The following is a 20940-nucleotide window of genomic DNA, read 5'->3' on the forward strand; positions in this document are numbered from 1 at the left end:
CGATAATGAATTGACTGTGCCAAGTCTTTCGACTTGATTGGTCACTCAGTTCATTGAAAACCTAATTTGAAACCGAAATTTCTAATTTGATTATCATCAACGAGTGCCCACACAGATTGATAGGTCTATATTTTTAAAGAACATTTTCTAACTCTCAAGCCGCTTCGCGTCTCGTCGTTAGGGGTGCGTATCTTACGCTTCCCGTTTTGAGAGTCAAGCGTTTTTTTCAAACTTTCTTTTCTCTCTCAACCGGCTCCGCTTTGTGACTTTCGTCTCACTCCGTGTCGGTGAGGCGGCATTATAGAGATCACTCAAACTATGACAAGTGTTTTTTTGAATTTATTTTTCGCTCGCACAAAAAGCCATCGATACGGTGTTTTTTCGATAAAAATTCAACATTTGAAATACATCACACCAATTAATTGGAAAAATCACACTCAACTACGTAATATTCTTATATCTATTTGTTAACGATAGATGCCATTATTCGTAAATAAAAAAGTAGTACTTTAATATGGACTCCAATAAATCTCTTTTTCTGGTAGTAGCGATTGCTATATTAGGCGGTATTGTATTTTCTCAATTCGCTGACGTACCACCAGCTGTTGCTTTTGTCATCGGTGTAGTAGCCACCTTTTTTGTTGTTAAGTTTTCTACTGCTTCACCAACACCATCTGCAGAAACTACAAAGTCGACCAAAACTCTCTACGTCGGCAATCTTCCTTATAAAGCAAATGAATCTCACGTAAAGGAGCTCTTTGCTGAGCATGGTGAGGTATTTGCCGTTAGGTTAATGAAGGATAAACGCACAGGTAAACGACGTGGGTTTGGTTTTGTTGTGATGGCGAGCTCCGATGCAAAAGCGGCAATCAAAGCTCTAAATGAAAAGGATTATATGCAACGTACTTTGAAAGTGCGTATTGCTAATGATCCGAAGCACCCTGAATCGGCAACAACTGAACAGGAGTAAAACAGAGTTGTCGTAATGTTTTATTTAGTGCTTCTTCTTCAAAAGGAGGAGCACTACTAAACGCCTCCATGGCTCCTTGTCCCAAAGATGCCTCTTTTATCTCCAATAGACTTTCAACTCTTCTTGCAATTGCGGCTCCTGAATCAACTAATTCAACACAGTCTCCCAATACCAATGCTATTTCTTCCTTAATAAGAGGAAAGTGGGTACAGCCTAATACTGCTACATCAATTTTTCCTTTAATCGGAGAAAGTATGAGTTCCAACTCTTGAAGGTCGACCTGCTCATTCCTCAGCTTTTGCTCTGCCATTTCAACTAATCGGCTATCACCTATCAGCTTTACTTCTTTATCAGTAGCAAAGTTACGAATTAAGTCATGAGTATATTGGCGAGTAATCGTTGCTGGTGTAGCAATCAAGCCAACTGCTGTTTTAGAGAGTAGTGAAGCTGGCTTAATGGCAGGGACGACGCCAACCACAGGAATGTCTATTCGTTTTCTTAAATGAGGGAGCACAATAGTACTGGCCGTATTGCAAGCAATAACAACAATATCGACCGCTTTGCGCCGCATCATTTGTTGTATCAATGTACAGGTGCGGTTTACTAGTGTTTCCGGTGCCAATTCACCGTAGGGATAAGCCTCATTGTCGAATAGATAGATATAGTTTTCTTGAGGTAAGCGTTGGACTATTTCTTTAAATACAGAAAGTCCACCCACACCAGAGTCAAATATTAGTATATTTTTTCGATTCATTGATTAACGTATCACGCTCACTACTAACCTGTTCGCCAACATAATACTCATAACCCTATTATCGGTAAACTTATCCGCGAAGTTCTGACTCAACGCTGTATCTTAGATGACTGAATCTCGGCGCTGTCTCAATTTTAATCTGTTGAATGGAAATAGGGTGACTAAAATACCTCGAGTTACAGACTAAGGTATGGAATTCCCCATCTTCTCCACAAGGGTCAACGTTATTAGGTAATTCTTGAATAAGCTCGTCGGTATAAACTTTCCCACAGAATATTTCCGAAAGCACATTTCTATCGACGGTAACCAACACTGTCTCAATCCCTCTGGCAATAATCTCCTGTGCAAGCTTTGCGCTACTTTCACCAACCAAAGGAAAAACCGCTTCTAGCCCCGCTGGTTCGACATAGCTTTTTCTATATTCAACAATTCCATTACAGAACATGTCACCAAATGCTATCCCATCTACTGCTAAGCCAGAAGATTTTACCCCCTCAATAACGAGCGCTTGGTAAACATCGTTAGGTGGGAAAACTTCTGGTAGCTCTATCGTTACCAATGGCATCCCTAACCTATCTGCTTGCAATTGAACGACTTCTAATGGGGTTACTTGAAATGGAACCTCGCCTTTGACATGAGTAGTGTAAAGACCAACGACATTATAATCTGTAGATTCCATTAGTCGTTCGAATGTAAGGGTTGAATCTTTGCCAGATGACCAACTGATGATGATGTTTTTCATTTAGGACTACCTATTAAAAAGCGCCTCTTAATTGGAGGCGCTGTTTGCTATTAGAACTGATACATGGCATTCACGTAGTAATTACGTTCTGGTGTTTTATAGCCACTCACCGTTTCATACTCTTCATCGAATAAGTTGCCAACTTTCGCACCTAGACTTAGGCCGTTATCAAAGTAGTAGGTGCCGGCAATATCAACTAACGAATAAGGGTCTAATACTTGAGTATTGGCTGCATCATTATAGCGTTTCCCTTGATATAGGTAGCTTAGCTCGAATCTCCAAGAGGCAATATTATATGAGGCATTCCACTTCCCGCTATTGCGAGCTCGTCTTACTAAGTCCTTACCTGTGCTTTCATCTTTAGCATCTAGATAGTCGTACGACACCTCATGCTCAATCGCTCCGGTATCAAAACGAGTTACTAGTTCAATACCTTCAATCTTAGCTTTGTTTATATTGACATTCGTTGAACCATTACTGGCAATCATCTTATCCACATTACTGCGATAAGCGCCTAATCTAAATCCTAATAAAGCAAACTCACCCTCTAAAGCAATTTCAGAGGTAGCTGACTCTTCAGGGACCAGATTTGGATTACCTTCATAACAGCCCCATGGACCACACTCTTTAGGCCAATACAGTTCATTAAAAGTAGGTGCCTTAAATGCTGTTCCATGCATGGCTACAACCTTTAATTGCTCTGTGACATTCACACCACCACCTAACTGGTAAGTGGTGTAGTTTCCATAGGCACTATTGTCATCATGTCGAACATTAGCTTCTAGTGATAAGCGTTCTTGATTGTAGAGTGCACCTAAGAAGACGGCTCCATTGTCTCGAGTGTCTTTAGTCATAGCTTTAGTTGTGTTATCAACTTTATCTTTGTACCAATCAATGCCGCCCAAGAAACTCAATTCATCATTGATTTTTACGTTGTTATTCCAATTCACTGCAACGCGATTGGTCGAAATAGTCCCTTCTGGCTCTCCTTGACCATAAGATTTCGCTTTATCTTGATTCGTCGTCAGTGTCAGCGAAGAATCAAAGTTATTACGCATATAGTCACCAGCAACACTAAAACTGTACAAGTCACTATCTGACTTATCTACACCAGTCCAAGGGTTATCAAATTCAGTATTATGTTTTTGGTAATAACCATTGGCCTTTAGTTGCCAGTTTTGATCCAATCGTTTACCCATATCGAGGACTAGATATTGACTGGTATAGCCATCGTCATCCGCATCTATTGGATTAGTGCTGGTCGGCTGGACATTGTAGCCATTACTAGACTGATGAGTGGCTGTCAGATTGAGCCATCCATTCTCCGCATCACCTAACGATAATGTTCCACCAAGGTTGTAACTTCCAAAGCTTCCCGCTCCAGCTTTAACTCTACTTGGAGAGCCATTTTTATTAGTGGTGATAATATTAACCACACCGCTTACGGCATCAGAACCATATACCGCAGCACGGGCACCACGGATAATTTCGATACGTTGCACACCATCAAGAGGAATGGCTGACAGATTCGCAGCACCTGTTGTTGCACTCCCAATTCGAACACCGTTGATTAATACCAAAGTGTTCTTACTAGAGCGACCTCGAATATACAGTTCGGCATTTTGACCAATGCCACCTTGGTTTGCGATCTGTACGCCAGGTAAACGTCGTAATATCTCAGAAACTGATTTAGCTTGAATAGCGTCAATTTGCTCACGATCAACAACTTCAATTGGAGCAAGAACATCTTTCAGTTGCTGTTCAACACGGTTCGCTGTCACGACCATGGTTTCATTTGCGAGTTTGCTTTGTTCACTTGGGTTTGTTGCTTCTGCCAGTGAAAAAGAAGCATAAGAAGAGAGCGATGCAGCCACTGCTATCGCCAAAAATGATTTGTTCATTTGTTATGTTGTCCTAAATCGCGTAAGTCCTACCAAGCTAGCGTTGTTGGTTAACGAAGCTTGGCTGCTGGCAGGTATTCGGACTCAAGAGCGTAAGGATCACAGTGAACCTAAACCTACTGCCTCGACTTCCCGTAACTCGTACAGTGTCATTTGAGGGGTCGTTCTCTTTTACCGCTGCGCGTCAGTTCTGGATTTACACCAGATTCCCTTTTCAGTGAGATTCCTTTGTCATTCTCACACCAGCTAGGCGGAATGGTATTAACAACATGGTAATTTGTCTATAACAGATTGAACTAAGCTATAGATATCCAGCCATATTGAGAGACAATTCTGGGAAAAACTGGACAACGACGGGAGATTGAATAAAATCTGCCCTCCTTTTAAAAACTCATTACCGACGATAGGCAACCACAATGGCAAATCTCGACTTCACACCAGAAGGCTACCAAATTCAGCTCGACGAAAAATCTCAACGATTGATCGATATGATGGCGCCTTATTCTGCTCCTGAACTCGAAGTATTTACTTCTCCAGAGAAGCACTATCGCATGCGTGCAGAATTCCGCGTTTGGCACGAAGGAGAGGACATGTATTACATCATGTTCAATCAAGAAACTCGTGAAAAGTATCGCGTTGACCAATTTCCAGCAGCAAGCCGCCTCATCAACGATTTGATGCCATTGCTTATGGATGCAATGAAAGGTAATGACGTTCTGCGCAAGAAACTATTCCAAGTAGACTTTCTCTCTACACTCAGTGGTGAAATTCTGGTTTCGTTGCTGTATCACCGTCAATTAGATGATGCTTGGAAAGCAGAAGCAAAAGCCCTTAAGCAACGCCTTAATGATGAGGGGTTCAAACTCAACCTCATTGGCCGTGCTCGTAAAATGAAAATCGTCTTAGACCAAGACTATGTGCTAGAAACCTTGCATGTAAATGGTCAGCCATACCATTACCAACAAGTAGAGAATAGCTTCACTCAGCCAAATGGTCCCGTGGCTCAGAAAATGCTGGAATGGGCGGTGGACTGTACCCAAGAAAGCAAAGGTGACTTGTTGGAGCTTTACTGCGGTAATGGCAACTTTTCACTTGCATTGGCGCAAAACTTTGAACGCGTTCTCGCGACAGAGTTAGCCAAGCCTTCAGTTGACTCGGCACAATTCAATATCGCTGAAAACAAGATTGATAATGTACAAATTATTCGAATGTCTGCTGAAGAATTCACTGAAGCGATGGAAGGAAAGCGTGAATTTCGCCGTCTACAGCAACAGAATGTCGATTTGAAAAGCTATAACTGCAACACGATTTTTGTCGACCCACCGCGCGCAGGTATGGATATTGATACATGTAAAATGGTGCAAGGTTACCAACGTATTCTGTATATTTCGTGCAACCCAGAAACACTGAAAGACAATTTAGATGTACTAAGTGAAACTCACACTATTACTCGATTTGCGCTATTCGATCAGTTCCCGTTTACTCATCACATCGAAGCCGGTGTGTTGTTAGAACGTAAAGCGTAATCCGCCACAGCGTAAACAAAAAAACGAGCCCAAGCGGCTCGTTTTTTATTCGCGGACATTAATAATGCCTATTAGGCTTCTTTCATAATGTAGCCAAGTTTCTTACCAATCCAGAACAGTAGAACCAATACAACGATGATCGCGAAGAAGTTAGAGCCGGCATCTGGATACTGGGCCTTAGTGAAAGCCGAATGACCAAATGCGCCAACAAAAAACGCAGCCAAACCTACCATCGGGAAGTCTTCTGGAATTGGGTTCTTTAGGTACTCTTGATATAGCGCTTGAACAGATAGAACAAGAGCTATCAGAGGAAAAATAGAGAATGCAACTTCGCTAACAGTTAGCCAAGACAACATTGCATTACCACACATACCAGCAATCAGCGCTAGCACTAGAGTTTTCTTACCGCTATTACGGCTTTCGGAGGATACTTCATTGGACATTAGTTCAACCCTTCTTTTTGACGGTTTCTTTCACGTTCTTTGCGATACCAGTGTGCGCCTTTGGCAACTATCCTAAGTTGGACAATTAACCTCTCTGCCAGTTCATATCTTTCTTTCTTATTAAGATCGAGGGCTTCAGCACCAGAACTGAATACCAAGATAACCGAAGCTTCAGCTTGAGCGATCGCTTCATCACGGTCCATGCCCGTGCTCACAAGGTATTCGGTTAATTCTGCTGAAAAATGCTGGATCTCACGAGCGACTGCGGCTCGAAAGTCAAATGATGTACCCGAACGCTCTCGCAACAATAAGCGAAAAACGTTAGGACTACTTTCAATGAACTCCATAAAGGTTTCAACCGAAGTACGAATCACACTGCCTTCTTTGACAATACGTTGGCGCGCTTGTCGCATCAATTGTCTCAGCAACAAGCCTCCTTCATCTACCATGGTGAGTCCCAATTCATCCATGTCTTTGAAGTGACGATAAAAGGACGTTGGTGCAATACCAGCCTCTCGTGCCACTTCGCGTAAACTCAAATTTGAAAAGCTGCGATCAGCACTTAACTGGCTAAAAGCAGCATCGATCAATGAACGACGCGTTTTCTCTTTTTGTTGTGCACGGATACCCATTGATTTCATGTTTTACCTAGGTTTACTTGTTGACTACCATTCATACGGTAATTGAGGGAGTGCTGGTAATATAGCGCGAATAGCCTGTTTGTATAAGCCTATGCAATAGGATTTTTAATAAAACACTTTGTAAGTCTCACTTCACTTTGCAACTCAACATATTCTATAAAATTGGCAGCTTACAAAGGCTAAACCACGTAAGGTATGGCAACTTAAGACAAATCTCGTGATCTTTCACACCCTATCACGGCAACTTGGTTTACCAAGGTTAATAATCCGTTAGAATCTCGCTAACAAGAATTTAAGCAATGTTAACGCCGCAATGCCTGCTGTTGTGCCTAAATAGGCAAGCCTAACTGGAGGTCTTTTGCGTGATGCAGTTAGGTACAACGAGGATATACACTATGAGTCGCTCCAAACATTTTGATGCCATCGTGATAGGAAGTGGACCCGGTGGTGAAGGTGCTGCTATGGGACTGACTAAAGCAGGACTGAACGTTGCCATCATAGAAAAAGAAAGCAGCGTTGGTGGTGGATGTACTCACTGGGGCACTATCCCATCAAAGGCACTCAGACATGCGGTCAGCCGTATTATCGAGTTCAACAGCAACCCACTGTTCTGTGGCAATAACACCAGCCTCCACTCTACCTTCTCTAATATTCTTGGTCATGCCAAAACCGTGATAGATAAGCAAACTCGACTGCGCCAAGGGTTCTATGACCGAAATGAGTGTACGTTACTGTTTGGCACGGCTCGCTTCGTCGATTCAAATACTCTGGAAGTCACGAAAACCGACGGCACCGTCGATACCTACACGGCCGATAAATTTGTTATCGCGACAGGCTCTAGACCTTATCGCCCAGACGATGTTGACTTTACCCATCCTCGTATCTACGACAGCGACTCTATATTGTCACTAGAACATGACCCAAGGCACATCATTATTTACGGTGCGGGGGTTATTGGTTGTGAATACGCCTCGATCTTCCGTGGCTTAGATGTCAAAACAGACCTTATCAATACTCGCGAGCGTCTGCTTGCATTTTTAGATAATGAAATGTCTGACTCACTGTCGTACCACTTCTGGAACAGCGGCATGATGATTCGTAATGATGAAACCTACGCCAAAATAGAAGGGACCGAAGACGGCGTCATCATTCATCTGAACTCAGGGAAGAAAATGCGCGCTGACTGCTTACTGTATGCAAATGGCCGAACGGGTAATACTGACGCGTTGAACTTATCTGCAGTGGGCCTGAGTGCTGATTCTCGTGGGCAACTGAAAGTCGATAGTAACTATCAAACCGACGTTGACCACGTGTATGCCGTGGGTGATGTGATTGGTTACCCTAGCTTGGCAAGTGCAGCTTATGACCAAGGCCGTTTCGTCGCCCAAGCCATCACGCAAGGTGAAGCAGACGGTAAACTGATTGAAGACATTCCAACAGGTATCTACACCATTCCAGAAATCAGTTCAGTCGGTAAAACAGAGCAAGAACTTACCGAAGCAAAAGTCCCTTACGAAGTAGGGCGTTCATCGTTTAAACATCTTGCTCGAGCTCAGATTGCTGGCAAAGACGTAGGAAGCTTGAAGATTTTGTTCCATCGCGAAACCAAAGAAATCTTAGGTATCCACTGTTTCGGTGAGCGTGCTGCGGAAATCATCCACATCGGCCAAGCGATAATGGAGCAAAAAGGCGAAGCAAATACCATCGAGTACTTTGTTAACACTACCTTTAACTATCCAACCATGGCTGAAGCCTACCGCGTAGCGGCGCTTAATGGTTTGAATCGCTTATTCTAGTGTTTAACGAAAGTATAAAAAAAGGCGGCTTGATAGCCGCCCTTTTTATGCTTCGAGGAAGGTTTTGCTGCGCCATTGATGCAAAAAGATCATGGCTAACCCAAAGCCTCTTATTCCCATAAAACTCAGCATGGCTAACCAAAGTGCATGGTTACCCATTCCACTTGTTATATAGAAAATGGCAAAGAAGCTACAGGTCGCAACAAACATGCTGTTTCTCATATCTCGACCTTTGGTGGCCCCAATAAAGATGCCATCAAACAAGAAACACCACATCGACACCAAAGGCATAGCAATCAACCAAGGTAAGAACACCATCGCTTGTTGTTGGACATCGGGAATACTGGTAATTAAACCGATCAAATTACTGCCCCACGCCATAAAGACCACCGTCAGACCACTACAAATAATCAAACTCCAGAAGAAGGTAGCAAGCAGCGACTCGATTAGCGCCGTTCGACTCTTTGCACCGATCGCCTTACCGACCATGGCTTCCATCGCATAAGCAAAACCATCCATGCCATAAGAGATGATCATTAAAAAGCTCATCAACACAGCGTTAGCAGCCACAATGTCATCACCAAAAGCCGCACCTTGGAAGGTCATAAAGCTAAACGTCGCTTGTAGGCAAAGAGAGCGTAAGAAAATATCTCGGTTCAGTTTTACAAAACGACCAATATCACTTGCGACACCGGACAGCAATGAGCGTATAGCAGGCAACTGACGATGACTCCAAGTACGCCATACGCACCAAAGTCCGAAAGCACAACCCGAGTAATCGGCGATCACAGATGCTAACGCCGCCCCTTCGACTTTCCAGCCCAAGCAGATGACAAATAGAACATCAAGCACAATATTGACTACATTGGTGATGATTACCATCCACATCGGTGCTTTGGCATTTTGTGTACCCAGTAACCAACCCAGTAGTACAAAGTTGAGTAGTGACGCAGGCGCACTCCAAGCACGGATCGAAAAATACTGGTGACCATAGTATTTCACATCCTCACTAGCACTACTCAATGAGAAGACAAGGTCGGCGATGACGCTGTGCAGCAATAAAAATGCCAACGCAAAGCCCAACGCCATCAGTGTTCCCTGCAAAAATACTAAGGCGAGCTGCCGATTATCCTGAGCACCAAAAGATTGAGCTGTCAGCCCAGTTGTCGACATTCTAAGAAAGCCGAGTAACCAAAAGGTCACACTGATCATCGTGCTACCGAGTGCCACGCCTCCGAGATACCAAGAATGCTCTAAATGACCAATAACTGCGGCATCCACTAACCCCAGAAGCGGCACGGTAATATTCGAAAGCACCATGGGAATGGCTAATAGCAAGACACGGCGATGAAGTTCAATATTAGACAGAGTAGAGAAATATTGTCGAAACACGCAGACCCCAAAAACAACACCACCATAGAAACTATGGTGGTGGTTAAAAAATAGTTGGGACTATAGTAGCGTTAATTGACCTTAGGTTCCTACTCCTACCATTCAATATTGATCACGTTCGGTGTTAATCGATGCTTATAGAGTGGCAGCTTGGCGATAATACGTTGCCACTTAGACCAGCGCTGACAATGTTGGTCGATGGGTGAAAGGAGTGACACTTTATGAATCCACGGCAACCAATTCAGCAATTTCTGAGTTGGGCGGCGCAGACCATGTTGATAACGCTCGCCTCCCATCCTTTTACCCAACCGCGAGGTCGTCAAATCACCGGCCAACACCACACACGCCTGAGCATGTTGAAAATAGCAACCGATCGATTGGATAAAGTGTGCAATGCGGTTTTCTCTTCTTTCAAGTAGTGCTTGCTCACAAACCACTAGTACAGGTCTGTCATTTGGAACCGATAAAGATTGTAGCCAGCTCATATCATCAATAGATCCGCACCTTAATTGATAGCGTTCACTTTTATGGAACAATCGTTGTCGCCAAACAAGGTGTTCATTGGTATCCACTTCAACCCAATGACAACGACCATTATCAAGGCGATAGAATCGGGTATCGAGCCGAGCTCCAACGTTGATAACCCAGCCATCAGGGTTGGTTTCGAGAAAGCGTTTTACTTGAAGATCACAAATTTGTGTCAGAGTAGCATGGAGAAGCTGACTCTGATCTACATTACCGGTGAGGCAATCGGGAGCGAGATGACAACGACGGCAGGCATGAGCTGCTATAGGGTCATAAATAATGCCATCATCTAATAGGCTTTCGCGACTTCGAAACCAAAGAGGTCGAAGCAACTTAGTTGGCACATCAAAATGCTCTGACTCACGACTCGTTTGATTTTTCATTTCCCACCTCCGAAAGAGTGAAAATGATAATCGATATCAATTAACTTCACAAGACAAATGATAACTAATGTCATTTATCTTGTGAGCAGACGTAAAAAAAGCGACAGGAAGACCTGTCGCTTTCTATCGCCATACGGCGAAACTGTTAGCATCTTTTGATGCTTCACAAATATCCGTTTGTTATTTGTGCTTCCACTGCTAATTCTTGTTTGTCATCATCCTGATGCGTTTTCGCGTTCCCTAGCAAAGCCATTTGCGCGAGTTCTTCCTAAACCCTGTCCGTTTAAGTTCTCATCCTGAGAAAAGTTGACCATCCTTATCCGCCTGTACTCCTAGTACAAGCCAATCCGTTGTGTTTCTTTTAACCTTCCTAGTTAGACATCCTTGAAAACCATCTTGGTCTGAAATCCCTGTGTCTACTTCCTGTCGACAAGGAACAATTTACCCGAGCGAGGATTGAAAACAACCTGCAGAGCTCTTTTTTCATGTTGCCTTTACAGAAGAATGAATAAAAAATATTAATTTCAAATACTTAAATGTAGTTATTGGCAATTTAGTGACAGCAAGTATGGCAAATATCTCACAACCTCATCAGCCAAGTAGAACAATGAGAGCAACACGCTTAACGAGCAACTAGTGAGATAAGTCACCAAAAACAACAATGCCCCTTCATTCGAAGGGGCATTGTTCGCTCGGTTTGGCGTAAAGAAACTATTGTTGGGCTGCTAAGTTGTTGCAACGTTGAATTGGATTAGTGAAGACCACCTACATACTTAGATAGGGTGTCGATATCGTCATCATTCAGCTTCTTAGCGATATCACGCATCATAGCGTTCATATCGTTAGCACGGTCACCACTGCGGAATTTCTCTAACTGAGCTTTAACATATTCAGCGTGTTGACCAGAAATTTTAGGGAAACCAGAAAGTTCTGTACCGTTACCACGAGGGCCGTGACAAGCAATACAAGCCGTAATACCACGTTCTGCATCACCAGCCATGTAAAGTACTTTACCTTGGTCAACGACATTCTCAGGGGTACTATTTGGTGCTAGAGGCATTGAAGAGTAATACGCAGCAAGATCCGCCATATCTTGCTCAGATAGCGGCATAGCCATACCACTCATCACAGGATCGTAACGACCTTGTTTACCACTACTCGTCATACCGAGTTTCAGATCTTTTAGTTGTTTTTCAATATATTTGGCGTGTTGACCAGCAATGCTAGGGTACATGGTTAACTGACTGTTACCATCAGCTCCGTGACACGCAACACAGGTTTGGGATTTTGCTTTACCAGCTTCAATATCGCCTTGGGCCCATACTGAGCAGCTGACTACAAGACTCAAGATTAGCGCTAATTTTTTCATGACATTCCATTATAATTATCAAGCTTCCAGTACCACTACACGCCTCGCGAAACCCAACAGAATGGTGCCAAAAGGACAAAGTGAGGTAACACGGGCAATTAATACCGTTCATGGTACAATGTGTGGCCATATGCCGAGCACGGTTATTTTACACAATTTCACAAAAAAGTAATCAATCGACTACACAAAGTCGAGATGGAGTTAACAGTGAGCGTAAAAATTCATTATCAAAACACGCATTTCATAACAAGTGCACCTGATATTCGTCACTTGCCAGAAGATGAAGGAATCGAAATCGCGTTTGCAGGACGCTCCAATGCAGGTAAATCGAGTTCACTAAACCGTCTAACGAACCAAAGAGCTCTGGCTAAAACCAGTAAAACTCCAGGCCGTACTCAACTTATTAACTTATTTAAGGTTGATGAAGGTTGTCATATCGTTGACTTACCAGGATACGGCTTTGCTCAAGTACCCCTAGAAATGAAAAAGAAATGGCAAAAGTCACTGGGAGAGTACTTACAGAAGCGCAAATGTTTAAAAGGTCTTGTGGTCCTAATGGACATCAGACACCCAATGAAAGATCTCGACCAACAGCTTATTCAATGGGCGGTAGAATCTCATATTCCAGTACAAGTGCTACTGACTAAAGCAGACAAACTAAAGAGTGGTGCTCGTAAAGCGCAAGTGCTTAAAATTCGTGAAGCTGCACTGGCCTTTGGTGGCGATGTTCAAGTAGATGCGTTCTCTTCTTTGAAAGGAATTGGTGTCGACCAACTGCGCAGCAAACTTGATACTTGGTTTGCTCCAGCATTTGAAATGTTAGAAGACGATATCAACGACGATATCGAAGAGTAAGCCTTCAGAAACAAAACGCCCCGCCATCCTGGCAGGGCAATGGGAGAGAGAAGATTTAGTTATTGTTTGCAAAAAGAATCTATCAAGTCCGTTGATAATTCAATTGCCTACCACGCAAAATGTGAGCTAGTCTTCTCTACCACTCCAAATCCCTCTCGTAACAAAACCCACCTTAATCTTTACCTTTCAGATAGTTACACCTGAATTATAAACATCTAAATATGGCTTAGTTCTATGTGTAAATTATCAATACTGTGAAGGTCGTTAAATTACAAACTGGATGGTAAATGGGCGTCAAAACAGAAGAAAAATGACAAGGTGTCTAAGAGATGATGCGGTAGGGAAATTTTCTTTGCCACAAGAAAAAACGCCCCAGTCAAATACTGACTGGGGCGGCTGAATCAGCCTAATCCAATAACGTGAAACAAAAGGTCTGAAAGATAGAACATCTTACCTCTGTACCCTACGCGTTCTAATGTACAACAACTGATCAGAAAATGAAACCGTTTTTGTAGTTTTTTTTCATGAAAGTTTTGTTAATAGACATAACTGTTTTAGATATAAAAACTTTTTTAATGACAAAAAAAAGCCAACGACTGTGCGCTGGCTCATGTTAATTTGCTCAAATTGCTCAAAAATTGTCTAGTGAGCCTGATCCCAGTTGTCACCGTGACCAGCTTCCGCAACCAATGGAACATCAAGCTCTGCTGCTGATTCCATCAATTTTTGTATTTTACTTTCAATTTCGCTCAAAGATGACGATTCCACTTCAAATACCAGTTCATCGTGTACTTGCATAAGAAGCTTAACCTTACCCTCGCCTTCCGCTTGCACCCACTCATCAACGAGTAACATCGCTTTCTTGATGATATCTGCAGCAGTACCTTGCATAGGCGCGTTGATCGCCGCTCGCTCCGCTGCTTTACGACGCATACCATTACGCGATTTGATTTCTGGTAGATGTAGGCGACGACCAAAGATGGTTTCCACGTAACCTTTTTCAGCCGCCAACGAGCGCGTGTCTTCCATGTACTGCATCACTCCTGGATAACGCTCAAAATAGGTATCCATATATTGTTGCGCTTCACCACGAGGAATACCTAACTGCTTAGATAAGCCAAATGCACTCATGCCATAGATAAGACCAAAGTTAATCGCTTTTGCACGGCGACGTTGTTCACTGGTCACCTGATCAATATCGACACCAATGATCTCTGCCGCGGTTGCCGCGTGAATATCTTTGCCATTTTTGAACGCATCCAATAACGCTTTGTCACCAGACAGATGAGCCATGATTCGTAGTTCAATTTGAGAATAGTCGACTGCAAGAATCTTCCATCCATGCGGTGCAATAAACGCTTGTCGAATACGGCGTCCTTCTTCATTACGAATTGGAATATTCTGCAAGTTTGGATCAGTCGACGACAAACGGCCAGTCGCCGTTACGGCTTGGTGGTATGACGTATGAACACGGCCAGTCTCTGGATTGATCATCTTAGGAAGCTTGTCAGTATAAGTCGACTTCAGTTTAGCCAACCCACGATATTCCAAAATCAGCTTTGGTAATGGATAGTCTAGCGCTAGCTCTTGTAGCACTTCTTCATTAGTAGAAGGCGCACCGGATGGTGTTTTCTTGATTACAGGTAAGCCCATCTTCTCAAAGAAAATGGTTTGAAGCTGTTTTGGCGAGCTTAAGTTAAACTCTTGTCCGGCAATTTCAAACGCCTTTTGTTCCAGCTCATCCAGTCTTGCTGCAATTTCCTGAGACTGCGCGCCTAACAACATATCGTCAATCAGTACCCCCGTACGTTCAATACGAGACAGAACTGGCACCAGTGGTACTTCAATATCTTGGTAGATACGATTCAGCGCTTCATTCTTCTCAAGCTCTGCATTCAAACGCTGATGGAGTCGGAAGGTCACGTCAGCATCTTCTGCAGCATAAGGTGATGCTTGCTCAAGATCGATCTGGTTAAAAGTGAGCTGCGCTTTACCTTTACCTGCAATTTGTTCGAAAGAGATACAGCTATGTTGCAAGAAACGCAGAGCAAGGCTATCCATATCATGCTTGCCACCAACACTGTTGTAGACATAAGACGCTAGCATAGTGTCAAACTTGATGCCCTTAAGCTCAATATCGTAACGAGCTAGTACGCTGGCATCGTATTTTAGGTTTTGTCCAACCTTAGCAATAGCATCATCTTCTAATAGCGGCTTCAACTGTTCTAAAACCCACTGACGATCAAGCTGCTCAGGCGCACCAATATAGTCATGAGCTACAGGAACATATGCCGCCCCCCCTTCTTCAATCGCAAATGACAGACCAACAAGGTTCGCCACCATATAATCTAGGCTGTCGGTTTCAGTATCAAAAGCGATAACAGGAGCAGATTTCAGTTTCTCTAACCAACTGTTAAAGCTCTCTTCAGTCAGGATGGTTTCATAGGCACTGCGATCAATGGTGACTTGTGACGTGTCCATCTCAGATTGTTCATCACTTTGAGATGCACTGGTGGTTTTTCTTGCTGCGCTCTCCACTGCTTCAACTTCACCAGTACCACCTTCAAGTAGCTCATTTAACCATGACTTAAAGGTAAGCTGACCGTACAATTTTGTCAGTTCATCCACGTTCGGTTGCTGCTTTAAAAGAGACTCTGGCGTGCAGTCTAATTCGACATCAAGCTTAATCGTCGCTAACTCATAAGACAAAACTGCATTATCTTTATGCTCTGTAAGTTTCTTAGCCATGGTTTTAGAACCACGGAAACCAAGCGGTGCGATATCATCTAAGCGTTCATAAAGATCTTTGATCCCACCAATGCCTTGAAGCAATGCCGTCGCGGTTTTATCGCCGACGCCAGGGACACCTGGAATGTTATCCACTTTATCGCCCATTAGAGCGAGATAATCGATGATAAGCTCTGGAGGAATACCAAACTTCTCTACCACACCTTCTCGATCCATCACTACGTTGGTCATGGTATTGATCAGCGTAACATTATCATCCACAAGCTGAGCCATATCTTTATCACCCGTGCTAATAAGCACAGGCATACCTGCTTGCGATGCTTGATGTGCCAGCGTACCGATAACGTCATCCGCTTCCACGCCAGGTACACAGATCAATGGCAGACCCATTGCTTTAATCACATTATGCAGAGGCTCAATCTGACATCTCAAATCATCAGGCATTGGAGGACGGTTTGCCTTGTATTCCGGATACATATCATCACGGAAAGTTTTACCTTTCGCATCAAACACCACCGCAATTCGCTCAGAAGCAAATTGACGCATCATACTTCTCAGCATGTTCACTACACCGTAAACCGCATTGGTTGGTATTTCACCATTGCTCATCGTTTCTGGGTAGGCGTGGAAAGCTCGGTAAAGATAGGAAGATCCATCAATGAGAATCAGTGGGTTGTCTGGTATATGAGCCATGTCTAATTATCCAAGATTGCAGGTTATAAGCTATAAGAATGCCACGTCTCATGGCACTATGCCACGACCTTTCACTGGCTATATACACAGCTTAAGAATAATATTGGCGATTATGGCATCACCTTCTGTGGATAAGTCTGTTTATAGAGTTGTTTTAAATCGAAGTGGATAACTAAAAAAGAACAAAAACTTTATAATAAGCCTTTGTTTTATATGTAAATATATTCAGATCTACATGTATAACTATGATCCTTTCAGGATCAAGCCATGTGGAAAACCTTCTTTTACAGAAAGCAATCGTTGCAGAATTATGTTCTATTTATAACCGCTCAAATAATGCTCAATCACTAGGCAGAAAAAAAGCGACATCAAGGATGTCGCCTAGCAAAAATAGGAGGAGGTTATCTCATTATCTGAGTACATCTAACCGACCAAAAAGCTATAAATACACTGGAAGCAATGTGAGCAATGTCGTGTCAAAAAGAACCAAGCTTGATTGAAATCTGGTCACTAGTGCGACTGAAGTAATCAGAACCTTTTTCCTTAGGACAAGTTAATAGTAATCATTCTCATTTAAATCGTCAACAACTAATTGAGAATTTTTCTCATTAAATTTTTATCACCATCAGCCATCTTCTATTTGTTTATATTTTACAGATACTTAATAAAGTTAATTCTGGTTTCAATCACTAACGGCTTCGGCTCACAGTCATAGATAAAGTATCCATTTTTTATCAGCAGCCTTAACATGGATGGAAACTGATTACGCGATTTAACCGTAATGTGTTGGTAACCTTGTTGCTTCGCCCAGCGTTCTTGGTGCTCCATCAGAACTTGAGCAACACCCTGCTGTCTTGCCACAGGAGAGACTCCGCCGAACCAGCTGTAAAAATTAACCTCATCAATCTGATAGCCAATTTTAAAGCCCAGCAAGACTCCCGCTTTTTCTGCCACTAATATCAGGTGCTTGTGGCCATTCAAGCGTGCTTGCAGGCTTTCGATGGTTTCTTTGTGAGCAAATTCCTCGATAAGTTCAACGATACTCACCACCTCTTCAAGCGTTCCTTCACGAACCAACATATCATTCACTCCTAACTGTTATTGGCAAAACTAAAAAAGCCGGTTTATACAACCGGCTTTTCACACTCAAGAATGTCGCTAATCTAAGCTAACTATTTCAAGAAGGTCTTTGCTTGACCATTTTCTTCAGCTAGCCACTCCGCGACATCTTTAGCAAAGTAAGTAAGAATACCATCTGCGCCAGCACGCTTGAAGCAAAGCAAAGACTCTAAGACTGTCTCACGCTCTTTCAACCAGCCATTTTGAATCGCAGCTTTGTGCATCGCATATTCACCGGACACTTGATAAGCAAAAGTCGGTACTTGTAGCTCACTTCGTACACGACGTACTACATCCAAATAAGGCATACCTGGCTTCACCATCACCATATCTGCGCCTTCATTGATGTCCATTGCTACTTCATGCAAGGCTTCATCACTGTTAGCCGGATCCATTTGGTAGTTTTTCTTATTCCCGCCCTTCAAGTTCGATGCAGAACCAACGGCATCTCGGAATGGACCATAGTAATTTGACGCGTATTTTGCAGAGTAAGCCATGATTTGCGTATGAATATAGCCAGCTTCTTCAAGCGCTTCACGAATTCGACCAATACGTCCATCCATCATGTCAGACGGAGCAACTACGTCCGCCCCAGCCTCTGCATGAGATAGCGCCTGTTTGACTAGTACTTCTGTCGTCTCATCATTTTGCACGTAGCCGTCTTCATCGATGATGCCATCTTGACCATGCGTGGTAAACGGATCGAGCGCCACATCGGTAATCACACCCATTTGGGGTACATTCTGTTTTAGTAGGCGCACTGCACGTTGCACCAAACCTTCTGGGTTGTGTGCTTCAGCTGCACAAAGACTTTTCGCGTCTTGGGTGACGACTGGGAAAAGAGCAATGGCAGGAACACCAAGCTGAGCCAAATATTCCGCTTCTTCCAGCATCAAGTCTATAGATAGACGCTCAATACCCGGCATAGAATCTACCGTCTCTCTGCGGTTTTTCCCCATAAGAATAAACATTGGATAGATCAAATCATCCACCGACACTTTATTCTCCGCCATCAAACGTCGGCTGAAATCATGCTTGCGCATGCGGCGCATACGTCGTGCTGGGAATTGACCTTGAATCGATACAGACACCTTTCTCTCCTTGTCTGGACAAATGCGAAAACCAAGCATATCACTCTTGTTTCATCATGCTAGTAGTAAAATTGGAAAATGCTAAATCAGAAACGATATACTCAACCTATTATTTGATCAGTGAAACTACAATGACGCGACTATGATAGACACACACGCTCACATCTACGCTACAGAATTTGATAACGATCGCGACGAAGTCGTACAACGAGCTCGCGCTGCGGGCATCGAACATATCCTGTTACCCAACATTGATTTAGAGTCTATTGAGCCCATGCTGGCCACCGAAGCCGCCTACCCAGACATGTGTCGCTCAATGATGGGACTTCACCCTTGCTACGTGGATGGCGACGTCGAGCAGACCTTAAAAGCCATTTATTCTTGGTTTGATAAGCACAACTTTATCGCCGTTGGTGAAATAGGCATAGATCTATATTGGGACAAGACCTATAAAGCGGAACAAGAACGCGCTTTTATTACCCAGCTAAACTGGGCGAAAGAGGTCGACTTGCCAGTTGTTGTTCATACCCGAGACTCAATTGAAGAAACCCTAACTCTGCTAAAAGGTGAGCAAGATGGCAACCTTTCTGGCGTATTCCATTGTTTTGGCGGTAACTTGGATGAAGCCAAAGCCATAAATGACCTCGGCTTTCATCTCGGTCTTGGCGGCGTATCAACGTTCAAAAACTCCGGCATGGACAAAGTGATTCCAGAATTAGACTTAGACTGGGTGATTCTTGAGACAGATTGTCCTTACCTAGCGCCCGTCCCACATCGTGGTAAACGAAATGAACCAGCTTACACTGAGTTAGTCTTAAAGCGTATCGCAGACGTTCGAACTATGAGCGAACAGCAGATCTTGGACATCACGACACAAAATGCTAAATCACTATTTAGATTGTAAGTTTTTGTTTATTCATATCAAACTGTGATATTCCTCCAATTTTGATATGGTGTAGTTGCATATCAGGGAGTAGAATACGTGACCGTACTATATGCCAATGATTTGATAATAAAAAAGGCATATTCCCTAATACCAAGAACCTGGGGAGGTCGCTTATGTGTAAACATGGAAATTTACTACAACGACAAAAACGTACGCTATGGCAAAAGCTTAGGGGCATAAAAGAGATCTACGTATGCTCAAGGTGCGGACATATCGTCACGGTGAAATAAAAAATAGCGGCCAAAGTAGCCGCTATTTTTTATTGTTTTTGAATGGTTATGCGTCTTCTGCTTCAGACTCTTCCTCGTCATCTTTGCGAGTATAAAATCTTGCAAAGAACAACCCGACTTCAAACAGCAAACACATAGGTATAGCGAGCAAGGTTTGAGAAATCATATCTGGTGGCGTCAGCATCATACCGACAACAAACGCACCAACAATAATGTATGGTCGCTTCTGCTTGAGGCTGTCTACCGACGTCGCACCTGTCCAGCACAATAAGATAATCGCGACAGGCACTTCAAAGGCAATACCAAACGCCAAGAAGAGTGCAAGTACAAAGTCGAGATAGCTCGAAATGTCCGTCGCAAACTCTACCCCTCCTAAGGAAATGGCAGTAAAGAAGCCAAACACTAGTGGGAATACGACAAAATACGCAAATGCCACACCACAGTAAAACAGCAGCGAGCTTGAGAACATCAATGGCATCACCAGCCGTCTTTCATGCTTATACAAACCAGGGGCAACAAACGCCCATACTTGATAAAGGATGAAAGGAACCGCAATAAAGATGGACGCAATGAGCGTCAATTTCAGTGGCGTAAAAAATGGCGAAGCAACGTCAGTTGCTATCATCGTTGCACCTTCAGGTAGTCGCTCTACTAAAGGCTTAGAAACGAAATCGTATATATCGCCGGAGAAATAAACCAAAGCCAGAAAAACCACTAACACAGCCGTAATCGCGCGTAGTAGTCGATTTCTTAGCTCAAGCAGGTGACTGATCAAAGGCTGTGTCTGTTCGACGCTAGACATGAAAACCTCGAATA

General features: G+C 43.3%; 17 protein-coding genes and 1 riboswitch. Of the genes, 5 read left to right on the forward strand and 12 right to left on the reverse strand.

The features are described 5' to 3' along the window. The first annotated feature begins 514 nt into the window (after window positions 1-514). Complete coding sequence (locus MMA19_RS22800) at window positions 515-970, forward strand: RNA-binding protein (protein WP_006075693.1); 456 nt, start codon at window positions 515-517, stop codon at window positions 968-970. Here the strand turns inward: MMA19_RS22800 and murI are convergent. The 3 genes from murI to MMA19_RS22815 form a co-directional block, all read right to left on the reverse strand. Continuing rightward, the gene (gene murI, locus MMA19_RS22805) at window positions 924-1724 is read right to left on the reverse strand and encodes a glutamate racemase (protein WP_240207307.1); all 801 of its coding nucleotides are present in this window, start codon (window positions 1722-1724) and stop codon (window positions 924-926) included. The two genes, MMA19_RS22800 and murI, sit on opposite strands and share 47 nt — an antisense overlap. Before the next feature lie 70 nt (window positions 1725-1794). Beyond that, complete coding sequence (locus MMA19_RS22810) at window positions 1795-2466, reverse strand: ATPase (RefSeq protein WP_240207309.1); 672 nt, start codon at window positions 2464-2466, stop codon at window positions 1795-1797. Window positions 2467-2516: 50 nt separating this feature from the next. Next, window positions 2517-4367, reverse strand: coding sequence for a TonB-dependent receptor (locus tag MMA19_RS22815; RefSeq protein WP_124940504.1), 1851 nt, complete (start codon window positions 4365-4367; stop codon window positions 2517-2519). A 51-nt stretch (window positions 4368-4418) separates the two neighbouring features. Continuing rightward, a riboswitch (cobalamin riboswitch) is annotated at window positions 4419-4629 on the reverse strand. Between the two features lie 154 nt (window positions 4630-4783). On the opposite strand from MMA19_RS22815, the gene trmA reads away from it, so the two are divergent. Then, window positions 4784-5893: a tRNA (uridine(54)-C5)-methyltransferase TrmA gene (gene trmA, locus MMA19_RS22820; protein WP_031493059.1), complete on the forward strand. Its 1110-nt coding sequence runs from the start codon at window positions 4784-4786 to the stop codon at window positions 5891-5893. 71 nt (window positions 5894-5964) lie between these two features. Here trmA and MMA19_RS22825 read toward each other — a convergent pair whose 3' ends face one another. Both MMA19_RS22825 and fabR read right to left on the reverse strand, forming a co-directional pair. Beyond that, entirely contained in the window at window positions 5965-6336 is a 372-nt protein-coding gene (locus tag MMA19_RS22825; protein WP_006075523.1) for a YijD family membrane protein, read from the reverse strand. Further along, window positions 6336-6977 (reverse strand): HTH-type transcriptional repressor FabR, encoded by a 642-nt coding sequence (fabR, locus tag MMA19_RS22830; RefSeq protein WP_006075522.1) that lies wholly within the window; start codon window positions 6975-6977, stop codon window positions 6336-6338. Before fabR ends, MMA19_RS22825 begins: the two co-directional genes overlap by 1 nt. Before the next feature lie 395 nt (window positions 6978-7372). On the opposite strand from fabR, the gene sthA reads away from it, so the two are divergent. Beyond that, window positions 7373-8773, forward strand: coding sequence for a Si-specific NAD(P)(+) transhydrogenase (sthA, locus tag MMA19_RS22835; RefSeq protein WP_038228742.1), 1401 nt, complete (start codon window positions 7373-7375; stop codon window positions 8771-8773). 45 nt (window positions 8774-8818) lie between these two features. On the opposite strand, the gene dinF is transcribed toward sthA, so the two are convergent. The 3 genes from dinF to MMA19_RS22850 form a co-directional block, all read right to left on the reverse strand. Continuing rightward, window positions 8819-10165 carry an MATE family efflux transporter DinF gene (gene dinF / locus MMA19_RS22840; protein WP_240207311.1) on the reverse strand — a complete coding sequence of 449 codons (1347 nt, stop codon included), beginning with the start codon at window positions 10163-10165 and terminating at the stop codon, window positions 8819-8821. 95 nt (window positions 10166-10260) lie between these two features. After that, window positions 10261-11073, reverse strand: coding sequence for a class I SAM-dependent methyltransferase (locus MMA19_RS22845; RefSeq protein WP_038165398.1), 813 nt, complete (start codon window positions 11071-11073; stop codon window positions 10261-10263). Between the two features lie 751 nt (window positions 11074-11824). Continuing rightward, window positions 11825-12442, reverse strand: coding sequence for a c-type cytochrome (locus tag MMA19_RS22850; protein ID WP_031493056.1), 618 nt, complete (start codon window positions 12440-12442; stop codon window positions 11825-11827). 195 nt (window positions 12443-12637) lie between these two features. On the opposite strand from MMA19_RS22850, the gene yihA reads away from it, so the two are divergent. Continuing rightward, window positions 12638-13297 carry a ribosome biogenesis GTP-binding protein YihA/YsxC gene (gene yihA / locus MMA19_RS22855; RefSeq protein ID WP_031493055.1) on the forward strand — a complete coding sequence of 220 codons (660 nt, stop codon included), beginning with the start codon at window positions 12638-12640 and terminating at the stop codon, window positions 13295-13297. Between the two features lie 642 nt (window positions 13298-13939). Here the strand turns inward: yihA and polA are convergent. From polA to hemB, 3 genes are all read right to left on the reverse strand, one after another. Then, window positions 13940-16738, reverse strand: coding sequence for a DNA polymerase I (gene polA / locus MMA19_RS22860; RefSeq protein ID WP_240207312.1), 2799 nt, complete (start codon window positions 16736-16738; stop codon window positions 13940-13942). A gap of 651 nt (window positions 16739-17389) precedes the next feature. Continuing rightward, window positions 17390-17818 carry a GNAT family N-acetyltransferase gene (locus MMA19_RS22865; RefSeq protein ID WP_240207314.1) on the reverse strand — a complete coding sequence of 143 codons (429 nt, stop codon included), beginning with the start codon at window positions 17816-17818 and terminating at the stop codon, window positions 17390-17392. 92 nt (window positions 17819-17910) lie between these two features. Continuing rightward, entirely contained in the window at window positions 17911-18948 is a 1038-nt protein-coding gene (hemB, locus tag MMA19_RS22870) for a porphobilinogen synthase (protein ID WP_006072195.1), read from the reverse strand. 142 nt (window positions 18949-19090) lie between these two features. On the opposite strand from hemB, the gene MMA19_RS22875 reads away from it, so the two are divergent. Continuing rightward, a complete protein-coding gene (locus MMA19_RS22875; RefSeq protein ID WP_240207316.1) occupies window positions 19091-19852 on the forward strand; it encodes a TatD family hydrolase in 762 nt (253 codons plus the stop codon). Between the two features lie 318 nt (window positions 19853-20170). Here MMA19_RS22875 and tatC read toward each other — a convergent pair whose 3' ends face one another. Beyond that, complete coding sequence (gene tatC, locus MMA19_RS22880) at window positions 20171-20926, reverse strand: twin-arginine translocase subunit TatC (RefSeq protein ID WP_006072191.1); 756 nt, start codon at window positions 20924-20926, stop codon at window positions 20171-20173. Between the last annotated feature and the right edge of the window lie 14 nt (window positions 20927-20940).

It is taken from the genome of Vibrio sp. CyArs1 (assembly GCF_022432925.1).
GTDB classification, from domain to species: Bacteria; Pseudomonadota; Gammaproteobacteria; order Enterobacterales; family Vibrionaceae; genus Vibrio; species Vibrio mediterranei.

What these genes read in the sequence shown, in the direction of transcription:
- MMA19_RS22800 (WP_006075693.1), top strand. Translation starts at nt 515, where the DNA reads ATGGACTCCAATAAATCTCTTTTTCTGGTAGTAGCGATTGCTATATTA.
- murI (WP_240207307.1), bottom strand. Translation starts at nt 1,724, where the DNA reads ATGAATCGAAAAAATATACTAATATTTGACTCTGGTGTGGGTGGACTT.
- MMA19_RS22810 (WP_240207309.1), bottom strand. Translation starts at nt 2,466, where the DNA reads ATGAAAAACATCATCATCAGTTGGTCATCTGGCAAAGATTCAACCCTT.
- MMA19_RS22815 (WP_124940504.1), bottom strand. Translation starts at nt 4,367, where the DNA reads ATGAACAAATCATTTTTGGCGATAGCAGTGGCTGCATCGCTCTCTTCT.
- trmA (WP_031493059.1), top strand. Translation starts at nt 4,784, where the DNA reads ATGGCAAATCTCGACTTCACACCAGAAGGCTACCAAATTCAGCTCGAC.
- MMA19_RS22825 (WP_006075523.1), bottom strand. Translation starts at nt 6,336, where the DNA reads ATGTCCAATGAAGTATCCTCCGAAAGCCGTAATAGCGGTAAGAAAACT.
- fabR (WP_006075522.1), bottom strand. Translation starts at nt 6,977, where the DNA reads ATGAAATCAATGGGTATCCGTGCACAACAAAAAGAGAAAACGCGTCGT.
- sthA (WP_038228742.1), top strand. Translation starts at nt 7,373, where the DNA reads ATGAGTCGCTCCAAACATTTTGATGCCATCGTGATAGGAAGTGGACCC.
- MMA19_RS22845 (WP_038165398.1), bottom strand. Translation starts at nt 11,073, where the DNA reads ATGAAAAATCAAACGAGTCGTGAGTCAGAGCATTTTGATGTGCCAACT.
- MMA19_RS22850 (WP_031493056.1), bottom strand. Translation starts at nt 12,442, where the DNA reads ATGAAAAAATTAGCGCTAATCTTGAGTCTTGTAGTCAGCTGCTCAGTA.
- yihA (WP_031493055.1), top strand. Translation starts at nt 12,638, where the DNA reads ATGGAGTTAACAGTGAGCGTAAAAATTCATTATCAAAACACGCATTTC.
- polA (WP_240207312.1), bottom strand. Translation starts at nt 16,738, where the DNA reads ATGGCTCATATACCAGACAACCCACTGATTCTCATTGATGGATCTTCC.
- MMA19_RS22865 (WP_240207314.1), bottom strand. Translation starts at nt 17,818, where the DNA reads ATGTTGGTTCGTGAAGGAACGCTTGAAGAGGTGGTGAGTATCGTTGAA.
- MMA19_RS22875 (WP_240207316.1), top strand. Translation starts at nt 19,091, where the DNA reads ATGATAGACACACACGCTCACATCTACGCTACAGAATTTGATAACGAT.
- tatC (WP_006072191.1), bottom strand. Translation starts at nt 20,926, where the DNA reads ATGTCTAGCGTCGAACAGACACAGCCTTTGATCAGTCACCTGCTTGAG.